We start from the raw sequence: 24414 nt of genomic DNA on the forward strand, positions 1-24414 counted from the left end.
GGGCGCGCCTGCGGCGGTTGATCCAGGGGATTCGCGCTGTCGATCACCCTCCGGCCCTAAACTTCTGCGGCCGGCTGTGGTCTCATCGTCCCTCCACCCGTATGAGATTTGCCGATGTCCGAGCTGCCGATTGCCACGACGCCCCTCCAGGAAGCGTTCGTCCGCCTGCGTGGGGAGCTGTCCCGCGGCATCATCGGTCAGCCGCACCTGGTCGAATGCCTGCTGATCGCGCTGCTGGCCGACGGCCACCTGCTCGTCGAAGGCGCGCCGGGCCTGGCCAAGACCACGGCGATCAAGGCGCTTGCGACCCGCGTGGAAGCGGATTTCCACCGAATCCAGTTCACACCCGACCTGCTTCCGGCCGACCTTACCGGTACGGACATCTTCCGGCCGCAAACCGGTACGTTCGAGTTCGAGAGGGGGCCGTTGTTCCATAACATCGTCCTGGCGGACGAGATCAATCGCGCGCCGGCCAAGGTCCAGTCCGCCCTGCTCGAGGCGATGGCCGAGCGGCAGATCACCATCGGCCGCCGCACCTGGCCGCTACCCGACCTGTTCATGGTCATGGCGACGCAGAATCCGATCGAGCAGGAAGGCACGTTCGCGCTGCCCGAAGCGCAACTGGATCGCTTCCTGATGCACGTCACCATCGGCTATCCGGATGCGGACGCCGAGCTGGCGATCCTGCGGCTGGCACGCGAACAGGCGCGCGATGCCATGCATCCGGTCACGCCACCGGCGCACGTGCTGCGCCCGGCCGACGTTTTCGCCGCGCGCGATGCCGTGCTTTCCGTGCATATGGCCGCACCGCTCGAGCTCTACATCACGCAGCTCGTCGTCGCGACGCGCAACGCCGCGAAGTACGGGCCGGAACTCGCCCGCTGGATCGCCTGGGGCGCGAGTCCGCGCGCCACCATCGCGCTGGACCGTTGCGCCCGGGCGCACGCCTGGCTCGCCGGTCGCGACTACGTCATACCGGAAGATATCCACGTGATCGCGCACGAAGTGCTTCGTCACCGCGTACTGCCCAGCTACGAGGCCGAGGCGGAAGGCGTGCGCATCGACTCGGTGATCGATCGCCTGCTGGACCTCGTGCCGCTGCCGTGAGCGCCGCCGCCCCCCTTCCGGATGGGCGCGTCCATGTGTCGCTGCCCGAGTTGATTGCCCTTCGTGCGCGGGTGGCGCGTGCGCCGGCGCCTTCTGTTGTCTCGCGTGTCCAGCGCAGCGGACAGCGTCCCGGACGTCTGCACGGCCGCGGCATGGACTACGCCGAATCGCGCGTTTACCAGGCCGGTGACGACGTACGGCGCATGGACTGGCGACTGACCGCACGCAGCGGCGTCGCACATACCAAGCTTTTCGAGGAAGAGCGTGAAGGCCGCCTGCTCATCCTCCTGGACAGCAACGCGAGCATGCGTTTCGGCACCCGCACGCGTTTCAAGTCGGTGCAGGCCGCGCGGGCCGCGGCGATGGCTGCCTGGTACGCCGTGCGCGGAGGCGACCGCGTTGGCGTGCTCGCTTTCGGCGGACAGCGCCAGCTTCTTCGCCCGTTGGGCGGTACGCGCGGGGCCCTCGCCGTAGCCGGCGCGATCGCCGCCTGGGATGCGCTGCCGCCAGGCGGCGATGAAACACTATCGTCGGCGCTGCAGCGTGCCGGGCGCCTCATGCACGGTGCCTCGCGCGTATTGGTCGTCAGTGACGGTTTCGCCGTGGATGCCGCCGCTCGCGGTCGCATGCTCGGTCTCGTGGGCAAGGCTGAGGTGTCCGTGCTCAATGTCGCGGATGTGCTCGAGCTGGAACAGCCTCCACCGGGTCGCTACCCGTTCGCGCATGGTGGCGTGCATTACGACGTCGCCCTCCAGGGTGAGCGGCAGCGCGCGGATTTCGCGCGCTCGCTCGGCGAAGGCGTTCGCCGCCTCTCGGCGCTGGCCACGGGCCTCAACCTGCGCCAGCGGACGCTCGACACCACGGCCGACCCGCTCGATGCGATCGTCGCGCTGCTTGGTGCAGGGAGGGCACGCTGATGCCGACGGCCGGCCCGGAACTGCGCGATATCCATGTTCCGCAGGTGTCGCCCTGGTGGCCGCTGGCACCGGGATGGTGGGCACTCCTCGCCCTGGCGATCGCGGCCGTGATCGCCGGTGTGATCGTGCTTCGCCGCCGGGCGGCGTGGCGCCGTCGCGTCGAAGCGGCTCTGGGCGACCTGCGCGACGCTACCGCGCGTTATGCCGAAGACGGCAACGTGGCCGCGTTCGCTGGTGTCGCCAGCCAGCTCCTGCGTCGCGTGGCGCGTATCCGTGATCCGCACAGCGTGGCTCTCAAAGGCGTGGCTTGGCGCGACGCACTGGCCAATCTCTCGCCGGGGCAGGACGTGCATCGCCTGGCGGCGATCGAGGATGCCATTTACCGCCCGGAGGCGATCCTCGAGGTGCAGCCCACGGCGCGCGATGTCGAGACCTGGGTTCGCGCCGTGTTGCGCAGGAGTGCGTCGCATGTCGCTGCCTGAGTTCGCATGGCCCTGGTTGTTCGCTGCCCTTCCGCTCCCGTGGCTGTTGCGCCATGTCCTGCGTCCGGTGAAGCCGGCGCAGGCCATGAACCTGCCGCAACCCGGGCTGTCCCTGATGGCGGCATCGGTGACGCGCGCACCGTTCGCGGCGACGCTGTTGCTCGGGCTTGCATGGGTGTGCCTGGTGACCGCGGCCGCGCGACCGCAGTGGCTAGGGCCTCCGGAGCCGCAGCAACGCAGTGGTCGCGCCACCATGCTCGCCGTCGATCTGTCCGGCAGCATGTCATTGGACGACATGGAACTGGCCGGTCGCAATGTCACTCGCTTCGCCGCGGTCGAAGCCATCGCCGGCGACTTCATCGACCGTCGTGCGGGTGACGAACTGGGGCTCATCCTGTTCGGGTCGCAGGCCTATCTGGTCACGCCGCTCACCTACGATCTCGATGCGGTGCGCGCACAATTACACGGTGCCGTCGTCGGCTTGCCCGGCCGCGAGACGGCGATCGGCGATGCGTTGGCCGTGGCAGTCAAACGCCTTGCGGACATGCCCGAGCAGGCGCGCGTCGTCGTGCTGCTGACTGACGGCGTCAACAATGCGGGATCCATTGCACCGCGCGAGGCCGCGCGTGCCGCCAAGGCCGCTGGCGTCCGCGTTTACACGATCGGTATCGGCGCCACAGCCATGCGCGTCCCGGATTTCTTCGGCAGTCGCGTGGTGAACCCCTCCGCCGATCTGGACGTGAGCATGCTCACTGACATCGCCAACCAGACGGGCGGTCGCTTCTTCCGCGCGACCGACAGCGACGAACTCGCCCAGGCCTATCGCGCGATCGATGCGCTCGAGCCTGTGCCGCAACAGGGTGCCGCACTCAGGCCCCGATACGAGTTGTTCCGCTGGCCGTTGCTGGTTTCGCTCGCCTTGTTCGGCATCGCCGCGCTGCCGCGCTACCTGGGGCGGAGGGCGTCGGCATGATGGCGTGGACCGGCAACCTGCATTTCATCGAGCCTCGCTGGCTCTGGCTACTCGTGCTCGTACCGCTGGTGGCGTGGTTAATCGGCAGGCGCTCGGCCGAAATGCGCGTGCTCACGCGCCTGGCCGATCCGCTTCTGCTTCCGCATCTCCTCGACGGCAAGCCCGGTGCATCACGTGCACCGGTGTACGCTTTCATCGCTGCCGCCCTTCTCGCCGTGCTCGCCCTCGCCGGGCCGACGTGGGACCGCCAGTCGCAACAGCTTTTTGCCGAGCGCGCGGCGCAGGTGGTGGTGGTTTCGATGTCGCCCCATATGCTCTCGCACGACGTCGTGCCGGATCGACTCAGTCGTGCGCGCTATAAGGTTCGCGAACTCTATGCGGCGAATCGCGATGGCATGAACGCGCTCATCGCCTATACCGGCGAAGCGTTCACCGTCGCTCCGTTGACCACGGATGCACACAGCGTGGACGACCTGCTTACCGCCCTTTCGCCCGACACCATGCCGGTGGCCGGCGACGATCCCGCCAGGGCCATCGACATGGCCGCCGATCTGATTCGTCACGCCGACGTGCAAGGTGGTTCCATCGTGCTGGTAACCGACCACGCGGACGCCGCCGCCGCCGCGGCAGCCGGCCGTGCACGTGCGTCGGGCAACACCGTCTCCGTGCTCGGCCTGGGTACGCCGCAGGGCGGCCCCGTTCCCGCAGACGATGGTGGCTTCCTGAAAGATGCGCAGGGTGCGATCGTCATGGCGCCTCGCAACGATGCGTCACTGGGCGCTGTCGCCTCGGCAGGCGGCGGCCGCTATGTCGTCACCTCGGACGACCAGTCCGACGTCAATTCGCTCGCGTCGTCGCTGCACGGCGACGGTGCGGGCAAGGCCGTCGCGGGTGCGGCATCGGGTCAGTGGCAGGATCGCGGACCCTGGCTGTTGCTTCCCCTCCTGCCGATCGTTGCGCTCGCCTTCCGAAGAGGCTGGTTGCTCGTGCTGGCGCTGATGTTCCTGCCGATGGCACCCGCGCGCGCCGATGGTCTCGCCGACGTGTTTCGCACGCGTGACCAGCAGGCTGCGAAGGCACTCGCCGACGGTGATGCGAAGCGCGCGCAGTCACTTGCCGCCAGTAGCGGCTTGCGCGGCGCGGCGGCCTATCGGGCCGGCGATTACGCCGCGTCGGAGGCAGCACTCGCCCATGGCGCGGACAGCGACTCACAGTACAACCTGGGCAATGCCCTCGCCAGGCAACAGCGCTATGACGATGCCATCGCCGCCTACGACCGCGCATTGAAAGTCGATCCGGCGAATGCCGACGCCGCAGCGAACCGGAAAGCCGTGGCGGATTTCCTGCAGAAACAAAAGCAGCAGGAAAAGGACAAGAAGGACGACAAGAAGGACGGCAAGAGCCAGCAGGACAAGAAGCAGGGTCAGTCCGGTGACCAGGGCAAAGACCAGCAGGGTCAAAAGGGTCAGCAAGGCGACGAGGGCAAGCAGGGCGAAAGCGGCAAGCAGCCCGGGGCGGACGGCAAGGATGGCCAGCAGGGCGAAAAAGGCTCGCAGGACAAGACCGGCGAGGGCGAGGGCGGCGACAAGGGCAAGGACCCGGGTAAGGCGCAAGCACCGCAGGGCGACGCCGAGGCGAAGTCAGCGGCGGATCGGCAGCAGGCGGCACAGGCGCAGGCTGCCCTGAAGCAGCAGATGGATGCAGCGCTTGCTGGCAAACAGGGTAAGCCGGCGGACGACAAGGGCCACGACCTCGGCGCCGCTTCAGCCGAGGACACGTCGTCGAAACTGCCTGCCGACGTGCGACGTGCACTCATGCGCGTACCCGATGATCCGGGTGGCCTGTTGCGGAGAAAATTCATGCTCGAATACCAGCGTCGCCACGGCGCCGAGCCGGAGGAGTGACGATGCGTTACCTGCTGCTGGTGGTCGCCCTGGCGATGCCTTCCCTGGCCATCGCGCAATCCGCGTCGCCGGTCGCCTCGCTCGACCGAAGCACCGTCGGCGCGGGCGAGACAGTCACGCTGAACATCGAGGTCGGAGACGAGTCCGCGGATGCGCCGGACCTGTCGCCGCTGATGACCGACTTCGTGGTCCTCGGCACGTCGACGAACCACTCGCTGAGCATCGTCAACGGACGGCGCGAGGCCCATACGATCCTCGGCGTGGCGCTGCGTCCGCGACGGGAGGGGCACCTTACGATTCCGGCACTCGCCGTGGGCGGTTCGCGTACGCAACCGGTGTCGCTCGACGTCGCTGCGTCATCGGATCCGAACGTGTCGGCCGCGGATCGCCCCGTCGTGCTCGAAGGCAAGGCCGAGCCCACGCAGGCATACGTAGGGCAGCAGATCGATTACACGCTGCGGCTGTACTTCGCGGTGAACCTCGCCGACGGGCAACTCGGTGACCCCACGGCCGAAGGCGCCGAAGTGCGGCGGATCGGCCAGGACGCGAATTACCAGAGCACGCGAGGCGGCCGGCGCTTCAACGTGATCGAGCGCCACTACGCCATCTTTCCGCAGCGCGCAGGCAGCCTTGAGATCCAGCCGCCGACGTTCCAGGGCACGGCGGTCGATCCCACCGACGCTGGCTCGTTCTTTGGCGCCGGCTCGCCGGTCAATGCCGTCGCCGATCGCCTTCGTGTCACGGTCCGGGAGCGCCCTTCGTCGGCGACCGACGGGGCATGGATCCCCGCGCGCGAGCTGAAGCTCTCTCTGGAAGGGATGCCGGCTGACGGTAAGGGCCGCGTAGGCCAGCCGATCACCCTGACAATGCATCTGGACGCCGTCGGCATGCCATTCGAGGCGCTGCCCGCGTTGTCGCTGCCGAAGATCGACGGTGCGGACGTCTATCCCGACAAGGCCGTCACGGGCGGCAGCACCAACGGGCCCTGGGTGACCGGCCGTCGCCAGCAGGGCTTTGCCGTGGTGCCGACGCGCAGCGGGACGCTGCACATTCCCGAAACGACGCTGCACTGGTGGAACGTGGTCACGGACAAGGCGGAAGTCGCCACTGTGCCCGCTCACGACATCGTGGTGTCACCGGGCGTTGGCGGGATCCCGCCATCCCAGCCCGTTGCAGGCGCGGTCGCGACGCCTTCCGCGAGCGCCACGGTGGCGACTGGCGCGGTTACGCCCGGGTCACCGGTATCGACGACGCCGTGGCGTTGGCTGTTCATGGCGGTGGTGGCTCTGTGGCTGGTCACCGTTGCGGCATGGCTGCTTTACGGACGCCGGCGTGGCGCAGTCGGCGCGGTTCCGGCGCCCGTTTCGTCGCCGCCCGTTCGTGAACGGCCCTCGCGGGAGGCCTTTTTCTCCGCGACATCCACGGATCCTGCGGCACTCGACCGTCTGCTGCTCGCCTGGGCACGAACGGTACGCCCCTCCGTGCGTAGCACCGGCATGTTGTCGGCGGCTCTGGGCGCCGAGGACCAGCGCGCGGCCATTGCGATGCTACAGCGCGCCAGGTTCGCTTCCGGGGCGGTGGACAGCGTGGCGTTGAAAGCGGCGTTCAAGCGTGGCTTCGAGTGGTCGGCCGCCCCGACCGGCGACGGCCCGACCGGCCTGCCGCCCCTGTATCCGCGATAGCCTCCGTTAAATCAGGCCGCCCTGGAGCAGGCGCGCGTACATGCTTGTCATCGACGGGCCGAAGGTACAGAAGACGACGCGCTCAGGATGCCAGGCAGACGAGCGCAGGGTGTCGACCGCCACCCGTGCGGCGGCATCGGCCGGGTACCCGTAAACGCCGGCACTGATCGCGGGAAAAGCGACGGAGGCGACGCCCTGTATCTCGGCCAGTTTGAGAACATTCCTATAGCAGGCGGCCAACCGGGCAGGCTCGCCCTGGTCGCCGCCATGCCACACCGGGCCCACGGTATGGATGACGAAGCGGGCGGGAAGAGAAAACCCGCCAGTCAGGCGCGCTTCGCCGGTCGGGCAGCGCACGCCCGGAGCCACCTCGGGCAGGGCCCGGCAGGCCGCCAGCAGCCCCGGTCCCGCTGCGCGGTGGATGGCTCCGTCCACCCCGCCGCCGCCCAGCAGGGACTCATTGGCCGCATTCACGATGGCATCGACCGCCAGGGTCGTGATGTCGGTCTCGATCAGCTCGAAGGCCATGTCGCAAGCTCCTGTGACGGTGGCGCCGCAATTGGCTAGGATGGCCGTACTTCCCTTCGCAGCATGCTCCAGGTTATGGCCGACCAGCTCAAAGTTGAAGACATCTCGTTTGGCTACCTGCTGAACGACGTCACCTTGCTTTTCCGCAAGCATTTCGACCGCCGGGCCGTGCGCTTCGGGCTCACCCGCGCGCAGTGGCGCGCCCTGAAGGCCCTGCATCGGCGTCCCGGCATGCGGCAGAACGAGTTGGCCGAACAGCTGGACATGGAGCCGATCGCCGTCGGACGCGTTATCGATCGTCTTCAGGCAGCCGGTTTCGTCGAGCGGCGTGCCGACCCGAGGGACCGCCGTGCCTGGCGCCTTCACGACACCGAGCAAGCACGAGGTGTCATCGATGGCATGGAAGATATCGCTCGCGGACTTCGCCGCGACGCCACGGCGGGCATCTCACCGGATGACCTCACCATGATGCTCACGGTGCTCGACCGCATGAAAGAGAACCTCCAGAGCCTCGACGGCCCGTCCGAAGAAAGTTGATCGGGCCGGTCAACGGAACGTCCCGACGTGCGTTCGAGTGAGGGATGTCCGAACCAAAACCAAGTCCGCGCTCCCCAGCGCGGCGACCGGACCCCCAGGATTCGGCCGGAGCCCACATGCAACGTTCCCCAGGGAAGAAATTTCTCGTCATAGCAGCACTGGTCGCCATCAGTGCTGGCGCCGCCATGGTCTGGCGTCACGACGCAGGCGGTAAAGACGGCCCGAAGCCTGGCGACAAGGTGGCGGGCGTGCCGGTGACCACAGCGGTCGCGACGCGCGGCGAGATCGACCTGTCGCTGAAAGTGATTGGTCGCGCTGAAGCCTATTCCACGGTGAACCTCCGTTCCCGCGTCAGTGGTCAGCTGGAATCGCTCGCGTTCACCCCCGGCACTCATGTTAAGAAAGGCGATCTGCTCGCCCGGGTCGACCCGCGGCCTCTGAAGGCTGCCTATGACCAGGCCCAGGGCAACGTGTCGCGTGACCAGGCGCAACTGGTGAAGGCCGAGGCGGATCTGGCCCGTTACGAGAACATGCTCGGCAAGGGCTTCGTCAGTCGCGCGGATTACGACCTGTACAAAGCCAACCTGGGTGTCGCCCGGGCCGCGCTGGAAAGCGACCGCGCTGCAGCGCGTGCTGCGCAGACGCAGCTCGATTTCACCACGATCAGCGCGCCTTTCGATGGCGTGACGGGCGCGCCGCTGGCTTATCCAGGCGCCACGCTGACGGCCGACACCACGGATATCGTGGTGATCAACGAGGTCGATCCCATTCGTGTCGCGTTTTCGATTCCGGAAGACAGCCTTTCCGCCGTGCGCACCAGCCTGCGCAATGGCACGCTGCCGGTGCAGGCAAGCATCCCGGGTGACAAAGGTACGGCATTGCAGGGCGAGCTCGAGTTCGTCGACAACGCGGTTGACGCGACCACGGGGACGATCATCCTCAAGGGTCGTTTCCACAATGCGGACGGTCGCCTAACCCCAGGCCAGTTCGCCGACGTGACTTTACCGACGACGCGCCTCACCGACGCGGTCAGCGTGCCGGTGATCGCGCTACAGAGCTCCACCTCCGGTTCCTTCGTCTTCGTCGTCAAGCCCGATAAAACGGTTGAACAGCGCCCCGTTACCACGGGCGCGACCACCGCCGATCGCGCGGTGATCGACAAGGGACTCAACGGCGGTGAGCAGGTCGTCATCGAAGGCCAGATGCTCCTGGTCGACGGCGCGCGCGTCCGCGTCGACAAGGGCTGAGGAGTTCCATGAACCTGCCGGAACTCTGCATCCGTCGCCCGGTGATGACGACGCTGCTGATGGCCGCGCTGGTCATCTTCGGTATTGCCGCTTACCCGCGGCTGCCGGTGAACGAATTGCCGAACGTCGATTTCCCGACGATCAACATCAGTGCCTCATTGCCTGGTGCATCGCCGGAGACGATGGCCTCTTCGGTGGCGACGCCGCTCGAGTCGCAGTTGTCGACGGTCGCCGGCATCGACTCGATGACCTCGTCCAGCTCACTGGGCTCGACGACGATCACCGTGACGTTCTCGCTCGATCGCAGCATCGATGGCGCGGCACAGGACGTCCAGGCGGCTATTTCGGCAGCGCAGCGCCAGCTGCCCCAGGACATGCCTACGCCGCCCACCTATCGCAAGGTCAATCCTGCGGATGCGCCCATCCTGTTCCTCACGATGCGATCGTCGACGTTGCCGCTTTCCACGGTAGACGATTACGCCGAAACGGAACTCGCCCAGCGCCTGTCGATGGTCGATGGCGTGGCACAAGTGAGTGTCTACGGCTCGCAGAAGTACGCCGTACGCATCGCGGTCGACCCGGACCGTCTCGCTGCGACCGGCATCGGCGTTGATAAAATGGTCGATGCGATCGCCGCCGCCAACGTCAACAAGGCTACCGGATCGCTTAACGGCAGGCGACAGTTGCTGTCCATCCGCTCGGACGGCCAGTTGATGCGCGCGGCCGACTACGGACAGATCGTCGTCGCGTATCGCAACGGCGCGCCGGTACGCCTGTCCGATATCGCCGTACCACGCGACAGTGTGCAGGATGACCAGAAAGCGAGCTGGTACAACGGCGCGCGCGCGATCACCCTGGCGATCCAGCGGCAGCCGGGGGCGAACACGGTGGAGACGGTCGACAAGATCCTCTCGTTGTTGCCAGCTTTCAGTGCGACGTTGCCGCCGTCGGTGAAGCTGGACGTGATGTACGACCGCTCCGATTCCATTCGCGATTCCGTGCACGACGTGCAGTTCACCCTGATCCTCGCCGGCATCCTCGTCGTTATCGTGATCTACCTGTTCCTCGGTAACGCGTCGGCCACGCTGATCCCCGCCGCGGCCCTGCCGATTTCGGTATTGGGTACGTTTGGAGCGATGTTCGCGCTGGGCTACAGCCTGGACAACCTTTCCCTGTTGGCACTGACGCTTGCCGTGGGTTTCGTGGTCGACGACGCGATCGTGATGCTCGAGAACATCATGCGTCACATCGAACTGGGCGAAACTCCCTTCGAAGCGGCCGTGAAGGGTGCCAACGAAATCGGCTTCACGATCTTCTCGATGACGCTGTCCCTGGTTGCGGTGTTCATCCCGGTGATGTTCATGGGCGGCATCGTCGGTCGCCTCTTTCACGAGTTCGCGGTGGTCATCAGCGTCTCGATCCTCATCTCGGGTTTCGTATCGATCACGTTGACGCCCATGTTGTGCAGCCGCTTCGTCAAGGCGCATGCGCACGACAAGCGCAGCTTCATCGTGGTCTGGTTCGATCGTGGATTCAACGCGATGACCAACGGCTATACCAGTACGCTCGCCTGGTGCATGCGTCACCCGCGCACGGTGGTCGGGGTCTTTGCGCTAAGCCTCGCCGCGACGGGGTTGCTCTTCGTGATTACGCCAAAGGACTTCATCCCGGCGGGTGACAGCGGCCAGCTTCGCGTCACGACGGAAGGCCCCACCGATATCTCTTTTGCCGCGATGTCCGCACGGCAGCAGTCGCTGGCCGATATCGCGCAGAAGGATCCGAACATCGAGGGCGTCATGTCGAGCGTGGGCGCCGGCGGCGCGCGCGCCACGATCAACTCGGGCTCGCTGTTGCTGCGGCTGAAAGATCCGGCCGCGCGCGGCCACACCACGCCGGACCAGATCATTCAGGAGCTGCGCCACAAGTTTGCCGAGGTGCCCGGCATCCGCACCTATATCCAGAATCCACCTTCCATCCAGGTGGGTGGGCGGCAGTCGAAGGCGCAGTACCAGTACACCGTGCAGTCGACCGACCTGCACGCGCTGTATGACTGGTCGGGGAAACTCGTGACCGCGTTCCAGAAACTGCCCGGGTTCCAGGATGTCACGACCGACCTGGACCTCAACAGTCCATCGATGGTGGTTACCGTCAACCGTAACAAGCTGGCGCCGCTGGGCCTGACGATGGACCAGGTGCAGACCGCGCTTGGCTCGGCCTTCGGTGAGAACCAGATATCGACCATTTACGGATCGGCCACGCAGTACTGGGTGATCCTCCAGGTCGAGCGCCGCATGCAGGACGACCCGGCGGTGCTTTCGAAGCTGTATGTCACCTCCGACAGCGGCAAACTCGTACCACTCAATACGGTTGCCAGCTTCGAGCGCAAGCCGCAGGTGCTGACGGTCAATCACCAGGGCCAGCTGCCGGCTGTCACCGTCTCGTTCAACCTGGCCCCCGGGGTGTCGCTCAGCGACGCCGTGACGAGCATCGATCGCGCAACGACGGAACTCAAGCTGCCACCGACGCTCAGCGGCAGTGTGCAGGGCACGGCCCAGGCCTTCCAGGATTCGGTCAAGGGCATGGGCCTGCTATTGCTGCTTGCCGTCTTCGTGATCTATCTCGTGCTTGGCATTCTCTACGAGAGTTTCATCCACCCGTTGACGATTCTTTCAGGCCTGCCAGCCGCTGCCGTAGGCGCGTTGTTGACGCTGGTTATCTTCAACGCGTCGCTGGATCTGTTCGCCTTCGTCGGCATCATCATGCTGGTTGGCATCGTGAAGAAGAACGCGATCATGATGATCGACTTCGCGCTCGAACGTCAGCGTGAGGGCGGCGTTTCGCCGTACGAAGCGATCGCGGAAGCGTGCAGGGTGCGTTTCAGGCCGATCATGATGACGACCGCCGCAGCGTTCGCCGGTACCCTGCCGATCGCTCTTGGTATTGGTGCCGGTGCTTCGACGCGCCAACCGCTGGGCCTCGCCGTGGTCGGTGGTCTGGTGGTATCGCAGGTCCTGACGCTGTACCTCACGCCGGTGATCTACCTCTACATGAACCGGCTGCAAGAGCGCCTGGCACCCAGAAAAGAAAATGTGGGAGCCGATTCATCGGCGAATATAAATAAAACCGCGGCGCAGCCGCGACCCTGAGGTTGCTGGCCTCGAGTTCCATGGAAGGAAGAGCATCGCCGCTGAAGCGGCTCCCACATAAAGCGGCTCCCACACAAAGCGGCTCCCACGCGTCTGCGGGAGCCGCTGTGCGGACGATCAGTCGTGCGCGCCATCCTTCGCGAACGCGCCGGCCTTCGAACCGAAATCACCGTTCGCCTGGGCTGCCATGTATGCGAACGCCGCGTACACCGCAACGTTCTGCGCGAGCGCCTTCGGGTCGATCTTGTCCAGCGTATCGTTGGCGTTGTGGTGGTAGTCGAAATAATCGGTACCGTCCTGGGTGAGCGAGAGTGCCGCCATGCCCTTGCCGTGCATCTGTGACAGATCCGAACCGCCGCCACCGGGCTTGCTGGTGTCATAGGCGACACCGATCGGCTCGACGACCTTCGCGATCTGCTGGATCGCACCCAGTGCCTCAGGCTTCACGCTTGCGCTCATGCGCCAGATACGGCCCGCGCCGAAATCGGATTCGGTGCCGAGCTGGAACTTCGCCACCTCCTTGGCATGGGCTTCGGCGTAGGCACGGCCGCCCCACAGGCCCATTTCTTCATTCGAGAACGCGATAACGCGGATCGTCCGGTCCGGACGCTGCGGCATGTCCTTGATGAGCTTCGCGGCAGCGGCGGCGATCGCCACGCCGGCGCCATCGTCGATCGCACCGGTGCCGAGGTCCCACGAATCGAGGTGACCGCCGATGGCGACGACTTCGTTCGGGTACTTGCGGCCGGTGACCTCGGCGATGACGTTCGCACCTTCATAGGTGCCGGCAAAACCGACATCGAGGTCGAGCTTGAGCGTGACCGGCTTGCCTTCCTTCAGGATGCGCTCCAGCTGGTCGGCATCCGGCAGCGATAGCGCCGCAGCGGGAATCGCCTGCTTCGGGTCGGTGAAGCCCGTGACGCCCGTGTGCGGTGTGCGGCTGTGTGCATCGGTACCTGCCGAGCGCAGCAGGTAAGCGGCGGCGCCCATTTGCGCTGCAAGAACGGCACCATGCGTGCGCGTGGCCGAGCCCATGCCGTAGTCGTGGCCATCCTTCTGCTGCTGCATGTGCGTGCTGACGTAGACGATCTTGCCCTTCACGGTCGCCGGGTCCCCCGCGCCGCCTTGAGGGCGTCGAGATCGTTGAAGGCGACGACTTCGCCGGTCAGGCCGCCTGCCGGCGTGCCGGCGGAGTAGCCCAGCGCGGTCAGGGCCAGTGGCTGCGGGAACGGTGCGACGATCTCGGCGTGTTCACTGTGGCGCTGCCAGAGCGGGTAGCTCACCTTCTCGGTGTAGACCTTGTCGAAGCCCATGGCCTTGAACTTCGCCACGGTCCAGGCGACGCCGCGTGCATCTGCGGCGCTGCCCGCGAGGCGCGGACCGACTTCCGTGGTGAGCGCGGAGACGAAGTCATAGCCGGTGTTGTCGTTCATGGCGCGGTCGCGGAGCTCGGTCGCGGCGGCTACCGCTTTCTCCGGAATCGTCGTGGCCTTTTCGGCGGCGTGGGCGGAAAAGGCGAGCGCAAGACACGCGGCTAGCGCGTGGAGATGAAGCGTATGGCGCATGGGGACCCCCGGGGACGGAAAGGTCGATTATGGCCCCACGACGGGGTGCTCCGGCCTAGGTAGGAAGTCATGCATGGTATCGCTCAGCTGCCGGGCGGGGCTGTGGCGGGCAGGCTCACGACGGCGCGGAGTCCGCCGTTCTTGCGATTGCGCAGCGTAACGGTGCCGCCGTGGTCCAGCACGATGGCACGGACGGTCGCCAGGCCAAGGCCGATGCCACCGGTATCACGGTTGCGCGAAGCCTCCAGCCGGAAGAACGGCTCGAATACCTGCTGCTGCATGGCTTCGGGAACGCCGGGGCCATCGTCGTCGATTTCCAGCACGCATCCATCACCCGTTGCGCGCAACCTCAGGCGCACACGTTCCCCGTACTTCAATCCGTTCTCGACCAGGTTGACCACGGCACGCCGAAGAGCGATCGGATCACCCTCGAGCGTGATGGGCGCACCCGGCTGTACGGTGACATCGTGGCCGATGTCCGCGAGGTCGTCGACGACACTTTCCACCAGCAGGCGTACATCCAGCCGCTGGCGATGCACACCCAGCGAACGGTCGCGAATGAAATCGAGCGCGGCCGAGATCATCGCCTTCATTTCGTGAATGTCGGCGTCGACTTTCTCCGCAAGCGGCGACGGAAGGCCATCGAGGCGGAAGGTAAGGCGCGTGAGCGGCGTGCGCAGGTCATGTGCGATCGCGGCGATCATCTGCGTGCGCTCCTGCAGAAGGCGGTTGATGCGTGCCTGCATGGCGTTGAACGAATCGACTGCCTGGCGCATCTCGGGCGGCCCTTCGCGCGCCACGGGCGGTGCGCTGGTGTCGCCACCCAGCCGCTGCGCGGCTTCGGAAAAGCGCTGGATGGGAGCGGCAAGTGCACGGGCAAAGAGAAAGGCGACCGGTAAGAGGACCAGGATGCCGAGGGCAAGAAGGAGGAAAACCTGCTGCTCCAGTACCGTCGGGAACGCCTCGACAGGCACCGTGGCGACACGCCAGCGCCCGTCTGCCTGGCGAAGGGCGACGATGGATCCGCCTCCGAGTGCCAGGCGCGTCGGTCCATGGGTGCCCGGTACATCGCGTTCGGTGGCGAAGACGCGTAATCGCTCGCCCGGCACGTTGAAGATGTCAGCCAGACGCATGGCGATGCGCGCGGATGCCGCCTCATCGAACGATGCCGACGCGGCGGGTGGTCCCGCCGTGGAGATCACATCGAGATCGGCCTCACCACGGTGATCGAAGTCGGCACCGGGCGGCGGACCGCCGACACCTGCGCCGGGAAAGGGATGATCTTCACCAAAGGGATGGTTGCCGAAGGGGGATCGCTCGGGTTGAAGGACGGCGGCAAGCTCGAACAGGCTGACGGCAGACGGGCGCTGGGGTGGCCGTATGACCAGCACCGCAAAGCCGATCGTTGCGGAAACCAGCAAGGCTCCGACCATCATGAGGAAGGTGCGCGCGAAGATGGACAGGCGGGACAGGTGGCTCAAAGTCGCGACACCTTCGGCACGAGCATGTATCCCTCATTGCGCACGGTGCGGATCATCTCCGCCTGCACGCGATCGTTGAGCTTGCGACGTAGCCGGCTGATCTGGGTGTCGATTGCCCGGTCGAAGATCTCGCTGCGACCGCCATGGACCAGGTCGAGCAACTGGTCGCGACTGAGGATGCGCTGGGGATGTTCGACGAAGCTGCGTAGCAGCGCGAACTCGCCATCGGAAAGATTGATGAAGATGCCGGTCGGGTCGCGCAGGTCGCGCCGGGTGATATCCAGCCGCCATCCGGCGAAGCCATAGGGCCGCGCATCCTCGACGGCAACCGGCTCATTGTTGCCGGTTCGGCGCAATACCGCGCGGACGCGCGCGAGCAGCTCCCGCGGATTGCAGGGCTTGGCGAGGTAGTCATCCGCGCCGACTTCCAGGCCGATGATGCGATCGGTGTCGCCGCCCAGCGCACTCAGGATGATGACCGGTGGTCCCTTGTCCGCAGCCAGGCGCCTCGCGGCGCTGAGGCCGTCTTCGCCCGGCATCATCACGTCGAGCACGACGAGGTCGGGGCGCTCGCGCTCGATCGCCAGGTTCATCTGCAGTGCGTTCTCGGCCGCCTGCACGCGATAACCGTGACCACCGAGGAACTCCGTGATCAGGCTGCGCAGTTCGGGGTCGTCGTCGACGACAAGGATGAGCGACTGAAGGTCCATGGCCATGCATAGCTTGATACCAGACCAGTCTACGGCGCGTTTGCCAGCCCGGCAAAGAAGCCGACACAAACCTGACACACGCGGACAACCGGCGGTGACGGGCGCCCACTAGCTTGGGCTCACCGTTCGATCCCATGGATGCCACCCGCATGAAGCCCTTTCCCACGCTGCCGTCCCTGCTGTTCGCCTTTGGCGCGGCACTCGCCGTCGTCGCCTCGGCGCAGGAGCCGCCGCATGTCCGTCCGCCGCAGGACCCCCAGGTGGACGCCGCGCTCGACGATTGCTGGATCGACATCGATGGAAAGGCGGATGACCCCGACGACGGTGTCGATGCTGACCTGATGGATCTGTGCATGGCCGACAAGGGATTCGATCCGTCGCCAGGGCCACCGCCCGAGGCACCACCGGGGCGGGGCGGTCCTCCGCCTCGCTTCGCCACCCCCTGATTCGGGAGACGTCCTCCGTTGTCCACCGAGTATCACGACGTGCATGCGCTTTCCGGGCCGCCGGGCGCGAACCTCGCCGCAAGACAGTTCTGGCAGGCATTTTCCAGGCGACAGGCCGCGAGTACCCTGCTCGATGGTTATGCGGGCGAGCGCCTGCGCCTGGCCACGTTCCGGCACAGTCCCCATGTGCTGACCAGCGAGAGCCTGGCCCGCATCCACCGGGGTGCCGCCCTGCTCAGCTACCACCTGGAGGGAGGCGCCACCGTGGAGCAGCACGGCCGGCGCTGCGACATCGCGCCCGGCGACTTCTGCCTGATCGACCTGTCGCGGCCGTTCAGGCTCGAGACCGGTCGGGCCACCGTGCAGACGCTCTACCTGCCGTTACCCGGGCTGCGCGACGCCATGCCGAGGTTCGACCAGTGTTCGGCGGTGGGTATCCATGGCCACCTGAGCGCCGTGGGCTATCTGCGCGTCGTCTTCAAGGAACTCTTTGCCCACGCGTCCGAGCTCACCGAAGCCGTGGCGGACCGTGTCGCCGATGCCGTTCCGCACATGCTTGCGGCGGCTTTCGAGTCGATGGCAGCCGTGGACGTCCCTCCGTCACAACTCCGCCAGCAATATAAACAGCAGGTGCGTCGTTTCGTCCGCGATCACCTGGCCGACCCGGCGCTATGCATCGAGATGATCGGTGCGGGCGTGGGCCTCTCGCCGAGCTACCTGTTCGAGCTGTTTGCCGACGAACCACTGACGCTGATGCGCTGGGTCCGCGCCCAGCGCCTCGAACGATGTCATCGTGAACTCGCGGACCCCGGTTTGCGTCATCGCAGCATCGCGCAAGTGGCGCAGTCCTGGGGCTTCGGCGACATGACGCATTTCAGCCGTTCCTTTCGCGAAACCTTCGGGACATCCCCGCGCGGGCACCGGCAGGAGAGCATCGCAGGAACGTTCGCCAGGCAAGTTCTTTCGGACGTCCATACGGCCGATTAATCGACACGTCATGCCGTACTTTCCGCCACATGCGAACGTCGTCTTAACACTAAATTGAAATTGTGGCGATTGCCACGACTCACGACGTTTCAAGAGCGTCGCCGGGCCGGGTGGGGAATGGCGCCTGCCGGGCGTCCGCCCGGCGACGACGCCAATCCATCTTTTGGGGAGTGCTTCACAGTGCTGATGAATAAAATTCAATGGGGGCGACTGAGCCGGATCAGCCTTGCGCTGAGCGTGGCGCTGGGTAGCGCAGGGGCCATCGCCCAGTCGACTACCGGTAGCATCTTCGGCCAGGCACCCGTCGCCGAAGGCGAGACAGTCCAGGCCAAGAGCACGTCGGGTATCACGCGCGAAGTCGCCGTGGGCACGGACGGGCGTTACAGTATCGGTTCGCTGCCGCTGGGCACGTACACCGTGGCCCTGATGCAGGGCGGCAAGGCCGTCGACGCGCGCAACAACGTCACCCTCCAGGTCGGCTCCGGTACCGAGGTTTCCTTTGCTACGGCCGCAGGTGCAGCCAGCGCCACCGCTCTGGGATCGGTCACGGTCTCGGCCAACGCCTTGCCTGCGATCGACGTCACCAGCGTCGACGCGCGCACGGTCATTACCTCCGAGCAGCTCGCCAAGTTGCCGCTGGCGCGCAGCGCCGAAGCCATCGCCTTGCTGGCGCCCGGCGTCGTTCCAGGGTACAGCGGGTTCAAGGGCGGTACCACCGGCGGCTCGCTGGTATCGTTCAGCGGGTCGTCCGTGACCGAGAACGCTTATTACCTCAACGGTTTCAACACCACGGATCCTCTCAGCGGCTTTGGTGGCATCAGCCTTCCTTACGGCGCCATCGACCAGCAGGAAATCCTCAGCGGCGGTTACGGCGCGGCATTCGGTCGGTCCGACGGTGGCGTGATCAGCCAGAGCGGAAAGCGCGGTACGAACGAGTGGCACTTCGGCGCCCAGGTGCAGTGGACGCCGGGTTCACTCGAGGGCGTCAGTCCCAGCTCGTACTATGTGAGCGGTGCCAATGCGGGCGACATCTATCGTCGCTACTCGGACAACAAGTCCTGGACGACCACGGAAAGCGCGTACGTCGGTGGCCCTCTGATCAAGGACAAGCTGTTCTTCTTCGCTGCGGTGGAAGAAGCCAAGAACGTCGGCAATAGTGTCGGTTCGGTCACCTCGTCGTACAACACGAACTACGAGTATCACGATCCGAAGTGGTATTCGAAGATCGACTGGAATATCACCGACAACAACATCCTCGAACTGACGGGTGCGTCGCAGAAGGATTCGTATAAGGGCAACCTCTACAACTACGACTACGCGACGAACACGACCGGATCGCTCAACAGCTACGACACGTCGACGAAGAAAAGCGCTGACGTCTACGTCGCCAAGTTCACCAGCTATATCACTGATGACCTGACGCTTACCGCCCTCTACGGCAAGCAGAAGATGACCTATTTCAGCGATACGCCGGGATACGATCCCACGTTGACGTACATTGATAATCCGGAGGACCAGAATCCCGCGATCACCGGCGGCAGCAACCTCGTCAACTCGCAGACGGTGCTTACAGCCGATGACCCGAGCCACCGCGCGACGACGAATAACCTGCGCCTGGACCTCTCCTGGAAGATCGGTGACCACACCATCACCGGTGGTATCGATAACCTCAATTCGCACGATATCGACGACGGGCAGACTGCGAGCGCGTGGGATTACGGCTTCGGCGACCCGGGTACGGCGATCAGTGACAGCCCCTTCGTTGCCGCGCCGAATACCGGTGCTGGTGGTGAGAACGGTTACTACGTATCGCAGTACCTCTACAGCACGGCCGCCTCCGTTCGCGTGAAGCAGCGCGCCCAGTACATCGAGGACAGCTGGCAGGTCGACGATCGCTGGCTGGTGAAGATCGGTCTGCGCAACGACCAGTTCACCAACTACAACCCGAACGGCCAGGCATTCCTTCGCGAGACCAGACCGCAGTGGGCTCCCCGCCTCGGCTTCAGCTGGGACGTGAACGGCGATTCGACGCTCAAGGTCTACGGGAACGCGGGTCGTTACTACCTCGCCATGCCCGCGTCCGTGGCCCTGCGTGCCGCTGCTGGCTCGCTCTACACCAATGAGTACTACACCTATACCGGTATCGACGGGCTCGGTAATCCGACCGGTCTCACCCAGCTGGCATCGTCCACGGGCGGTGCCGTCTCGGCGAACAACGAATACGGCCAGTCGCCGGACGCAAAGACCGTCGCTGCAAGCAATATCCAGTCGGAATACCAGGACGAATACCTGCTCGGTTTCACCCAGCAGATCAACCCGGATTACGTCTGGGGCATGAAGGCGCAGGTTCGTAAGCTGCGTAATATCCTCGACGACATCTGCGATACCGGCACCATCACCGACAAGGCTGCCTCGCTCGGATACGACGTCGACCCGAGCACGCTGAACGGTTGTTACCTGTCGAACCCGGGTCGCAGCAACACCTACCGTATTCCGGATCCGGCGGGCGGCTATTACAACGTGAGCGTATCCGCGGACGACTTCGGCATGCCGAAGGCCAAGCGCAGCTACTACGGCCTGGAGACCTTCTTCGAGCACCCGTTCGACGGTACGTGGCAGGCCAAGGTCGATTACGTTTTCTCGCGCAGCTATGGCGATACCGAAGGCCAGGTGCGGTCCGACATCGGCCAGACCGACGTCTCGGCGACGGTGGACTGGGACTTCGGCAAACTCATGGAGAACTCCAACGGTCTGCTCGCCAATGACCGCAAGCACCAGCTGAAGATCTACGGCTCCTGGCAGGTCGCGCCGGAGTGGATGCTCTCGGCCAACATCGCGATCCTTTCCGGTACGCCGAAGACCTGCCTGGGTTACTACGGTGCGGACGAAAGTAATCCGGTCGGCTACGGCAGCTACTACCACTACTGCGGCGGCGCTGCTTCACCGCCGGGCGCGGCCGGTCGCGAACCGTGGCAGCACATCGTTTCCCTCTCGGCCGAATACCGTCCGATGTGGGCCAACCAGAAACTCGGCTTCAACGTGATGATCTACAACGCGCTGGGCGAATCCGTCCCGACGGCGACGTATGTGCAGTACGGCAGCTCGACGGCGCTCGATACCAATTACAACAAGGTCACCTATTTCAGCCAGCCGCGTTACGTACGCTTCGGTATCAACTACGACTTCTGATAGCGAACGCGCTTAAAACCAAATACCAATAATAAGTGCCCGAGCCGGTGACGGCTCAACTCCCGGGCATAACGAGTCTCCCCAGATAGGCCGCCGATACCCCATCGGCGGCCTCTTTTTTTGGCTCTTCGCGAATTGCCGAGGCTCGGGCGCTCGCCTTCGGCCATGTGGGAGCCGCTTCAGCGGCGATGGCCCGTTGGCCGCACACTTGGGCGTCTCGCGAGGAGACCTTGGTGCCCACCCTCGCTGCTCAGACAGTCCTCCGCGTTCGAAAAGGAAGGCCGCTCCGCGGCTCGTGTTCTTATTGGCCTACGGCCGCTCCACTTGTCCGGAACTCGCCTCGAGGGTGGACACCAAGGTCTCTCACGACGATACGGTTGAGTGGAAGGAAAGCCGTTGGGGTGGGTGTGGCCGCCAAAGCGGCCCGTTACGGCAGTCGTGCTGGCGCGTAAATCCGGTTCGGCGCGCGCCTTCTCCGCCGCTGCGATGACGCACGCGAACGATCGCGACTAGCGGGCTGGAGCCCAGCGTTTGGCGATCGCGAAGAGCCGGTAGCCGAAGCGGCGTTGCTTCGTCGGCTCGACCCCCACGAACCTCAGGGTTCGGAAGAGTCTTCGGTGCCCACCCTCGAGGCGAGTTCCCGACAAGTGGAGCGGCCGTAGGCCAAATAAGTACATGAGCCGCGGTAGCGGCCTTCCGATACGAAACGCGAAGGGGTGTCTGAGCAGCGAGGGTGGGCACCGAAGGCTCTGCGCCGCGACGTCAAGGCACCGAAGGCTCTGCGCCGCGACGTCAAGGCACCGAAGGCTCTGCGCCGCGACGTCAAGGCACCGAAGGCTCTGCGCTGCGACGTCAAGGCACCGAAAGCTCTGCGCCGTGACGTCTGGCCCCGCCGAAGGAAAGCATCGCCGATGAATCGGCTCCTACGAGAGCGGGGGCGTCGCGATGTGGATCAGCGGCCTTGTTGGGAGCGGAGCAGGTCGCGGATTTCCGTCAGCAGCACGACATCGGCGGCCGGAGCGGCCGGGGCTTCCTCTTCGCGGCGGGTAAGGCGGTTGATGGCCTTGACGACGAGGAAGATCGCCGCGGCGACGATGAAGAACTGGATGAGCACGTTGATGAAGAGGCCGTACTGGATGGCCACTTCGGCTTTCTTCGCGACCGCGTCGGCGGGCTTGAGTACCCACTTGTAGTCGGAGAAGTCGATGCCGCCGATCAACCAGCCGATGGGCGGCATGATGATGTTTTCAACGAGCGAGGTGACGATCTTGCCGAATGCCGCACCGATCACGACACCGACCGCCAGGTCGACGACGTTACCGCGTAGAGCGAATTTCTTGAATTCCGCGACGAAACTCATCGGACTTTCTCCTTATTGGCTGAACGTGGAACGTAGGAAACTAGCGGGATGGATGTCGGCAGTTTGCGAAGTCAGCTCACGCGCCCTTCGAGCGTGGCCACGCCGTCGAGGGTCGCACGGAACGTATCGCCGCGCACGAGGGCCGAGACGCCAGCGGGTGTGCCCGTGTAGACGAGGTCGCCGGCCTTGAGCTCAAACAGCTTCGAAAGCGCGCTGAGGATCTCGGGAACGTCCAGCACCATGTCGCCCAGTGTGGCCTCCTGACGAAGCTCGCCGTTGATCTCCAGCGCTATGCGCGTGGATGCGTCCGGCGTGACGTCCGATGCCGGGACCAGGGCGGAGACAGGGGCCGAGTGATCGAAGCCCTTGGCGACGTCCCACGGGGCGCCCTTGGCCTTGGCCTGTGCCTGCAGATCACGGCGGGTCAGATCCAGGCCGACGCCATAACCCCACACCAGCTTGCCGGCCTCTTCGACGGAAAGGTCCGAGCCACCGGCGCCCAGGGCGACGACCATTTCCACTTCGTGATGAAGGTCGTTGGTGGCCGAGGGGTAGGGCACATCGGCGCCGTCGGTCACGATGGCATCGGCGGGCTTGGTGAAGAACATCGGGTTGGCCTTGTCGACCGAGGCGCCCATTTCCCGGGCGTGGTCGGCGTAGTTGCGGCCGATGCAGAAGATACGGCGGACCGGGAAACGCGCGGTCTGGCCGACGACAGGGATGCTCGGCTGGGCCGGCGCGGGGATGATCGTATTCATGGCATCAGGTTAGCAGGTGACACCTGTCACGGCAGATGACTGATGCGTGGAAGTGGTGCAGCGTCGGCCCGGATCGCATGATCTTGCCATGGGGTGGGGCCCCGGGGAATCGAGAGACGCATGAATTCGAATGCTGAGCTGCTACGGCAGTTGAAGATCGATAAATCGCACAAGGAAGCCCATGGCGGCGGAGGCGGCGGCAATGGCGTCCGCCTCGCGCTGATCGCAGGCGCCGTCGTGGTGGCTTTGCTGGCCGTGGGTGCGGGGGGCTGGGCCTTCGTCGCTCATCGCCCGGTGGAGGTGAAGACCGCCACCGCCGTTTCGCCGTCGGCGAACGCCGAAGCCGGCGCGGTTCTGCAGGCGACCGGTTACGTGACCGCGCGCCGGCAAGCCACGGTATCCGCACAGATCACCGGCACGCTGACCGAGGTGCTGATCGAGGAAGGCGACCGGGTGAAGAAAGGGCAGGTGCTCGCCCGGCTAGAGGACAACGCTCTTCGGGCCAGCCTGGATGCTGCCCGGGCCAGCGCGGCGGCGGCTCGCGCCACCGTGGTCCAGACCCAGGCCCAGCTGGATCAGAACCTGCGTGATGCCGACCGCGCCGAGGCGCTCGTCGGCCGTGGCCTTGTGTCCAAACAGGTATCGGAACAGGCCCGCACCCAGGCCAACACCTTCCGCGCCCAACTCAACACCGCACGGCGGCAGGCCGATTCCGCCGATGCGCAGGTGAAGGTGGGGCAGGTCAACCTCGACTACACGGTGGTTCGTGCGCCCTTCGATGGTGTGATCACGGACAAGGCGGCCCAGGTGGGCGAGATCGTGTCGCCGCTCTCGGCCGGCGGCGGATTCACGCGTACCGGCGTGGGCACCATCGTCGACATGGAGTCGCTGGAAATCGACGTCGACGTCAATGAGGCCTATATCGGCCGCGTGCAGGCAAACATGCCGGCCGAGGCCGTACTCGATGCCTATCCCGACTGGAAGATTCCCGCTCACGTGATCGCCATCGTGCCAGCGGCCGATCGCGGGAAGGCGACGGTGAAAGTGCGCGTCGCGCTGGAAAACAAGGATGGACGCATCGTCCCCGACATGGGCGTTCGCGTGTCCTTTCTCGAGCATCGCGCGGCCACTCAACAAGCGGCGCCCAAGGGCGTGTTCGTGCCGGCTGCCGCCGTCGTTCAGCGCGATGGACACGACGTCGTCTTCGTCGTTGCCGACAACACAGCGAAGCGCCGGTCGGTGACGTCTGCAAAACAGGGCAGCGGCGACATGCGCCTCGTGAGCGAAGGCGTGACCAGCGGCGAAACCGTTGTCGTCGCACCACCTGAATCCCTCGCCGACGGCACGGCCGTCAGCGTCGCCAAAACCACTCCCTGACGCGTCCGGAGACATAAC

18 protein-coding genes and 1 pseudogene are annotated in these 24414 nt (G+C 65.4%); 13 read left to right on the plus strand and 6 right to left on the minus strand.

All coding sequences use genetic code 11. The features are described 5' to 3' along the window. Positions 1–114: 114 nt before the first annotated feature. Genes ACVWWJ_RS03440 through ACVWWJ_RS03465 form a run of 6 tightly spaced genes read left to right on the plus strand, consistent with a single transcriptional unit; the run spans position 115 to position 7065 of the window. Positions 115–1107, plus strand: a complete 993-nt coding sequence (locus tag ACVWWJ_RS03440) for an AAA family ATPase (RefSeq protein ID WP_159889813.1) — start codon at positions 115–117, stop codon at positions 1105–1107. Next, positions 1104–2024 (plus strand): DUF58 domain-containing protein, encoded by a 921-nt coding sequence (locus ACVWWJ_RS03445; RefSeq protein WP_456966778.1) that lies wholly within the window; start codon positions 1104–1106, stop codon positions 2022–2024. Before ACVWWJ_RS03440 ends, ACVWWJ_RS03445 begins: the two co-directional genes overlap by 4 nt. After that, entirely contained in the window at positions 2024–2506 is a 483-nt protein-coding gene (locus ACVWWJ_RS03450) for a DUF4381 domain-containing protein (protein WP_159889817.1), read from the plus strand. Before ACVWWJ_RS03445 ends, ACVWWJ_RS03450 begins: the two co-directional genes overlap by 1 nt. Continuing rightward, on the plus strand, positions 2499–3479 hold the full coding sequence (locus ACVWWJ_RS03455; RefSeq protein WP_456969649.1) for a VWA domain-containing protein: 981 nt from the start codon (positions 2499–2501) through the stop codon (positions 3477–3479). Before ACVWWJ_RS03450 ends, ACVWWJ_RS03455 begins: the two co-directional genes overlap by 8 nt. Continuing rightward, entirely contained in the window at positions 3476–5383 is a 1908-nt protein-coding gene (locus tag ACVWWJ_RS03460) for a tetratricopeptide repeat protein (RefSeq protein ID WP_456966779.1), read from the plus strand. Before ACVWWJ_RS03455 ends, ACVWWJ_RS03460 begins: the two co-directional genes overlap by 4 nt. Before the next feature lie 2 nt (positions 5384–5385). Next, a complete protein-coding gene (locus ACVWWJ_RS03465; protein ID WP_456966780.1) occupies positions 5386–7065 on the plus strand; it encodes a BatD family protein in 1680 nt (559 codons plus the stop codon). Positions 7066–7071: 6 nt separating this feature from the next. Here ACVWWJ_RS03465 and ACVWWJ_RS03470 read toward each other — a convergent pair whose 3' ends face one another. Beyond that, positions 7072–7593 (minus strand): O-acetyl-ADP-ribose deacetylase, encoded by a 522-nt coding sequence (locus tag ACVWWJ_RS03470; protein WP_456966781.1) that lies wholly within the window; start codon positions 7591–7593, stop codon positions 7072–7074. Between the two features lie 75 nt (positions 7594–7668). On the opposite strand from ACVWWJ_RS03470, the gene ACVWWJ_RS03475 reads away from it, so the two are divergent. The 3 genes from ACVWWJ_RS03475 (at position 7669) to ACVWWJ_RS03485 (ending at position 12523) form a co-directional block, all read left to right on the plus strand. Then, a complete protein-coding gene (locus ACVWWJ_RS03475) occupies positions 7669–8130 on the plus strand; it encodes a MarR family transcriptional regulator (RefSeq protein WP_159889960.1) in 462 nt (153 codons plus the stop codon). A gap of 116 nt (positions 8131–8246) precedes the next feature. Continuing rightward, positions 8247–9377: an efflux RND transporter periplasmic adaptor subunit gene (locus ACVWWJ_RS03480; protein ID WP_159889826.1), complete on the plus strand. Its 1131-nt coding sequence runs from the start codon at positions 8247–8249 to the stop codon at positions 9375–9377. Positions 9378–9385: 8 nt separating this feature from the next. Beyond that, positions 9386–12523 (plus strand): efflux RND transporter permease subunit, encoded by a 3138-nt coding sequence (locus ACVWWJ_RS03485; protein ID WP_456966782.1) that lies wholly within the window; start codon positions 9386–9388, stop codon positions 12521–12523. 117 nt (positions 12524–12640) lie between these two features. Here ACVWWJ_RS03485 and ACVWWJ_RS03490 read toward each other — a convergent pair. The 3 genes and pseudogenes from ACVWWJ_RS03490 to ACVWWJ_RS03500 all read right to left on the minus strand — a co-directional run bounded on the left by ACVWWJ_RS03490 (position 12641) and on the right by ACVWWJ_RS03500 (position 16279). Next, positions 12641–14088, minus strand: a pseudogene (locus ACVWWJ_RS03490) (M20/M25/M40 family metallo-hydrolase). An 83-nt stretch (positions 14089–14171) separates the two neighbouring features. Next, a complete protein-coding gene (locus ACVWWJ_RS03495; RefSeq protein ID WP_456969650.1) occupies positions 14172–15524 on the minus strand; it encodes a HAMP domain-containing sensor histidine kinase in 1353 nt (450 codons plus the stop codon). A 41-nt stretch (positions 15525–15565) separates the two neighbouring features. After that, entirely contained in the window at positions 15566–16279 is a 714-nt protein-coding gene (locus ACVWWJ_RS03500; RefSeq protein WP_159889964.1) for a response regulator, read from the minus strand. Positions 16280–16428: 149 nt separating this feature from the next. On the opposite strand from ACVWWJ_RS03500, the gene ACVWWJ_RS03505 reads away from it, so the two are divergent. The 3 genes from ACVWWJ_RS03505 (at position 16429) to ACVWWJ_RS03515 (ending at position 20901) form a co-directional block, all read left to right on the plus strand. Beyond that, complete coding sequence (locus ACVWWJ_RS03505) at positions 16429–16725, plus strand: hypothetical protein (protein ID WP_456966783.1); 297 nt, start codon at positions 16429–16431, stop codon at positions 16723–16725. Positions 16726–16743: 18 nt separating this feature from the next. Continuing rightward, positions 16744–17712 (plus strand): helix-turn-helix domain-containing protein, encoded by a 969-nt coding sequence (locus tag ACVWWJ_RS03510; RefSeq protein WP_456966784.1) that lies wholly within the window; start codon positions 16744–16746, stop codon positions 17710–17712. A gap of 186 nt (positions 17713–17898) precedes the next feature. Further along, entirely contained in the window at positions 17899–20901 is a 3003-nt protein-coding gene (locus tag ACVWWJ_RS03515) for a TonB-dependent receptor (RefSeq protein ID WP_456969651.1), read from the plus strand. Positions 20902–21853: 952 nt separating this feature from the next. Here ACVWWJ_RS03515 and mscL read toward each other — a convergent pair. Further along, the gene (mscL, locus tag ACVWWJ_RS03520; RefSeq protein ID WP_159889836.1) at positions 21854–22261 is read right to left on the minus strand and encodes a large-conductance mechanosensitive channel protein MscL; all 408 of its coding nucleotides are present in this window, start codon (positions 22259–22261) and stop codon (positions 21854–21856) included. Between the two features lie 71 nt (positions 22262–22332). Then, a complete protein-coding gene (locus tag ACVWWJ_RS03525) occupies positions 22333–23019 on the minus strand; it encodes a fumarylacetoacetate hydrolase family protein (RefSeq protein ID WP_456966785.1) in 687 nt (228 codons plus the stop codon). A gap of 120 nt (positions 23020–23139) precedes the next feature. Between ACVWWJ_RS03525 and ACVWWJ_RS03530 the strand changes: the two genes are divergently transcribed. Further along, positions 23140–24396 carry an efflux RND transporter periplasmic adaptor subunit gene (locus tag ACVWWJ_RS03530; RefSeq protein ID WP_159889840.1) on the plus strand — a complete coding sequence of 419 codons (1257 nt, stop codon included), beginning with the start codon at positions 23140–23142 and terminating at the stop codon, positions 24394–24396. Positions 24397–24414 lie beyond the last annotated feature (18 nt).

The sequence above is a fragment of the Luteibacter sp. HA06 genome, assembly GCF_054061215.1.

Coding starts and splice junctions, on each gene's coding strand:
- ACVWWJ_RS03440 (WP_159889813.1), top strand. CDS start 115: ATGTCCGAGCTGCCGATTGCCACGACGCCCCTCCAGGAAGCGTTCGTC.
- ACVWWJ_RS03450 (WP_159889817.1), top strand. CDS start 2,024: ATGCCGACGGCCGGCCCGGAACTGCGCGATATCCATGTTCCGCAGGTG.
- ACVWWJ_RS03460 (WP_456966779.1), top strand. CDS start 3,476: ATGATGGCGTGGACCGGCAACCTGCATTTCATCGAGCCTCGCTGGCTC.
- ACVWWJ_RS03465 (WP_456966780.1), top strand. CDS start 5,386: ATGCGTTACCTGCTGCTGGTGGTCGCCCTGGCGATGCCTTCCCTGGCC.
- ACVWWJ_RS03470 (WP_456966781.1), bottom strand. CDS start 7,593: ATGGCCTTCGAGCTGATCGAGACCGACATCACGACCCTGGCGGTCGAT.
- ACVWWJ_RS03475 (WP_159889960.1), top strand. CDS start 7,669: ATGGCCGACCAGCTCAAAGTTGAAGACATCTCGTTTGGCTACCTGCTG.
- ACVWWJ_RS03480 (WP_159889826.1), top strand. CDS start 8,247: ATGCAACGTTCCCCAGGGAAGAAATTTCTCGTCATAGCAGCACTGGTC.
- ACVWWJ_RS03485 (WP_456966782.1), top strand. CDS start 9,386: ATGAACCTGCCGGAACTCTGCATCCGTCGCCCGGTGATGACGACGCTG.
- ACVWWJ_RS03495 (WP_456969650.1), bottom strand. CDS start 15,524: ATGATGGTCGGAGCCTTGCTGGTTTCCGCAACGATCGGCTTTGCGGTG.
- ACVWWJ_RS03500 (WP_159889964.1), bottom strand. CDS start 16,279: ATGGACCTTCAGTCGCTCATCCTTGTCGTCGACGACGACCCCGAACTG.
- ACVWWJ_RS03505 (WP_456966783.1), top strand. CDS start 16,429: ATGAAGCCCTTTCCCACGCTGCCGTCCCTGCTGTTCGCCTTTGGCGCG.
- ACVWWJ_RS03515 (WP_456969651.1), top strand. CDS start 17,899: ATGAATAAAATTCAATGGGGGCGACTGAGCCGGATCAGCCTTGCGCTG.
- mscL (WP_159889836.1), bottom strand. CDS start 22,261: ATGAGTTTCGTCGCGGAATTCAAGAAATTCGCTCTACGCGGTAACGTC.
- ACVWWJ_RS03525 (WP_456966785.1), bottom strand. CDS start 23,019: ATGAATACGATCATCCCCGCGCCGGCCCAGCCGAGCATCCCTGTCGTC.
- ACVWWJ_RS03530 (WP_159889840.1), top strand. CDS start 23,140: ATGAATTCGAATGCTGAGCTGCTACGGCAGTTGAAGATCGATAAATCG.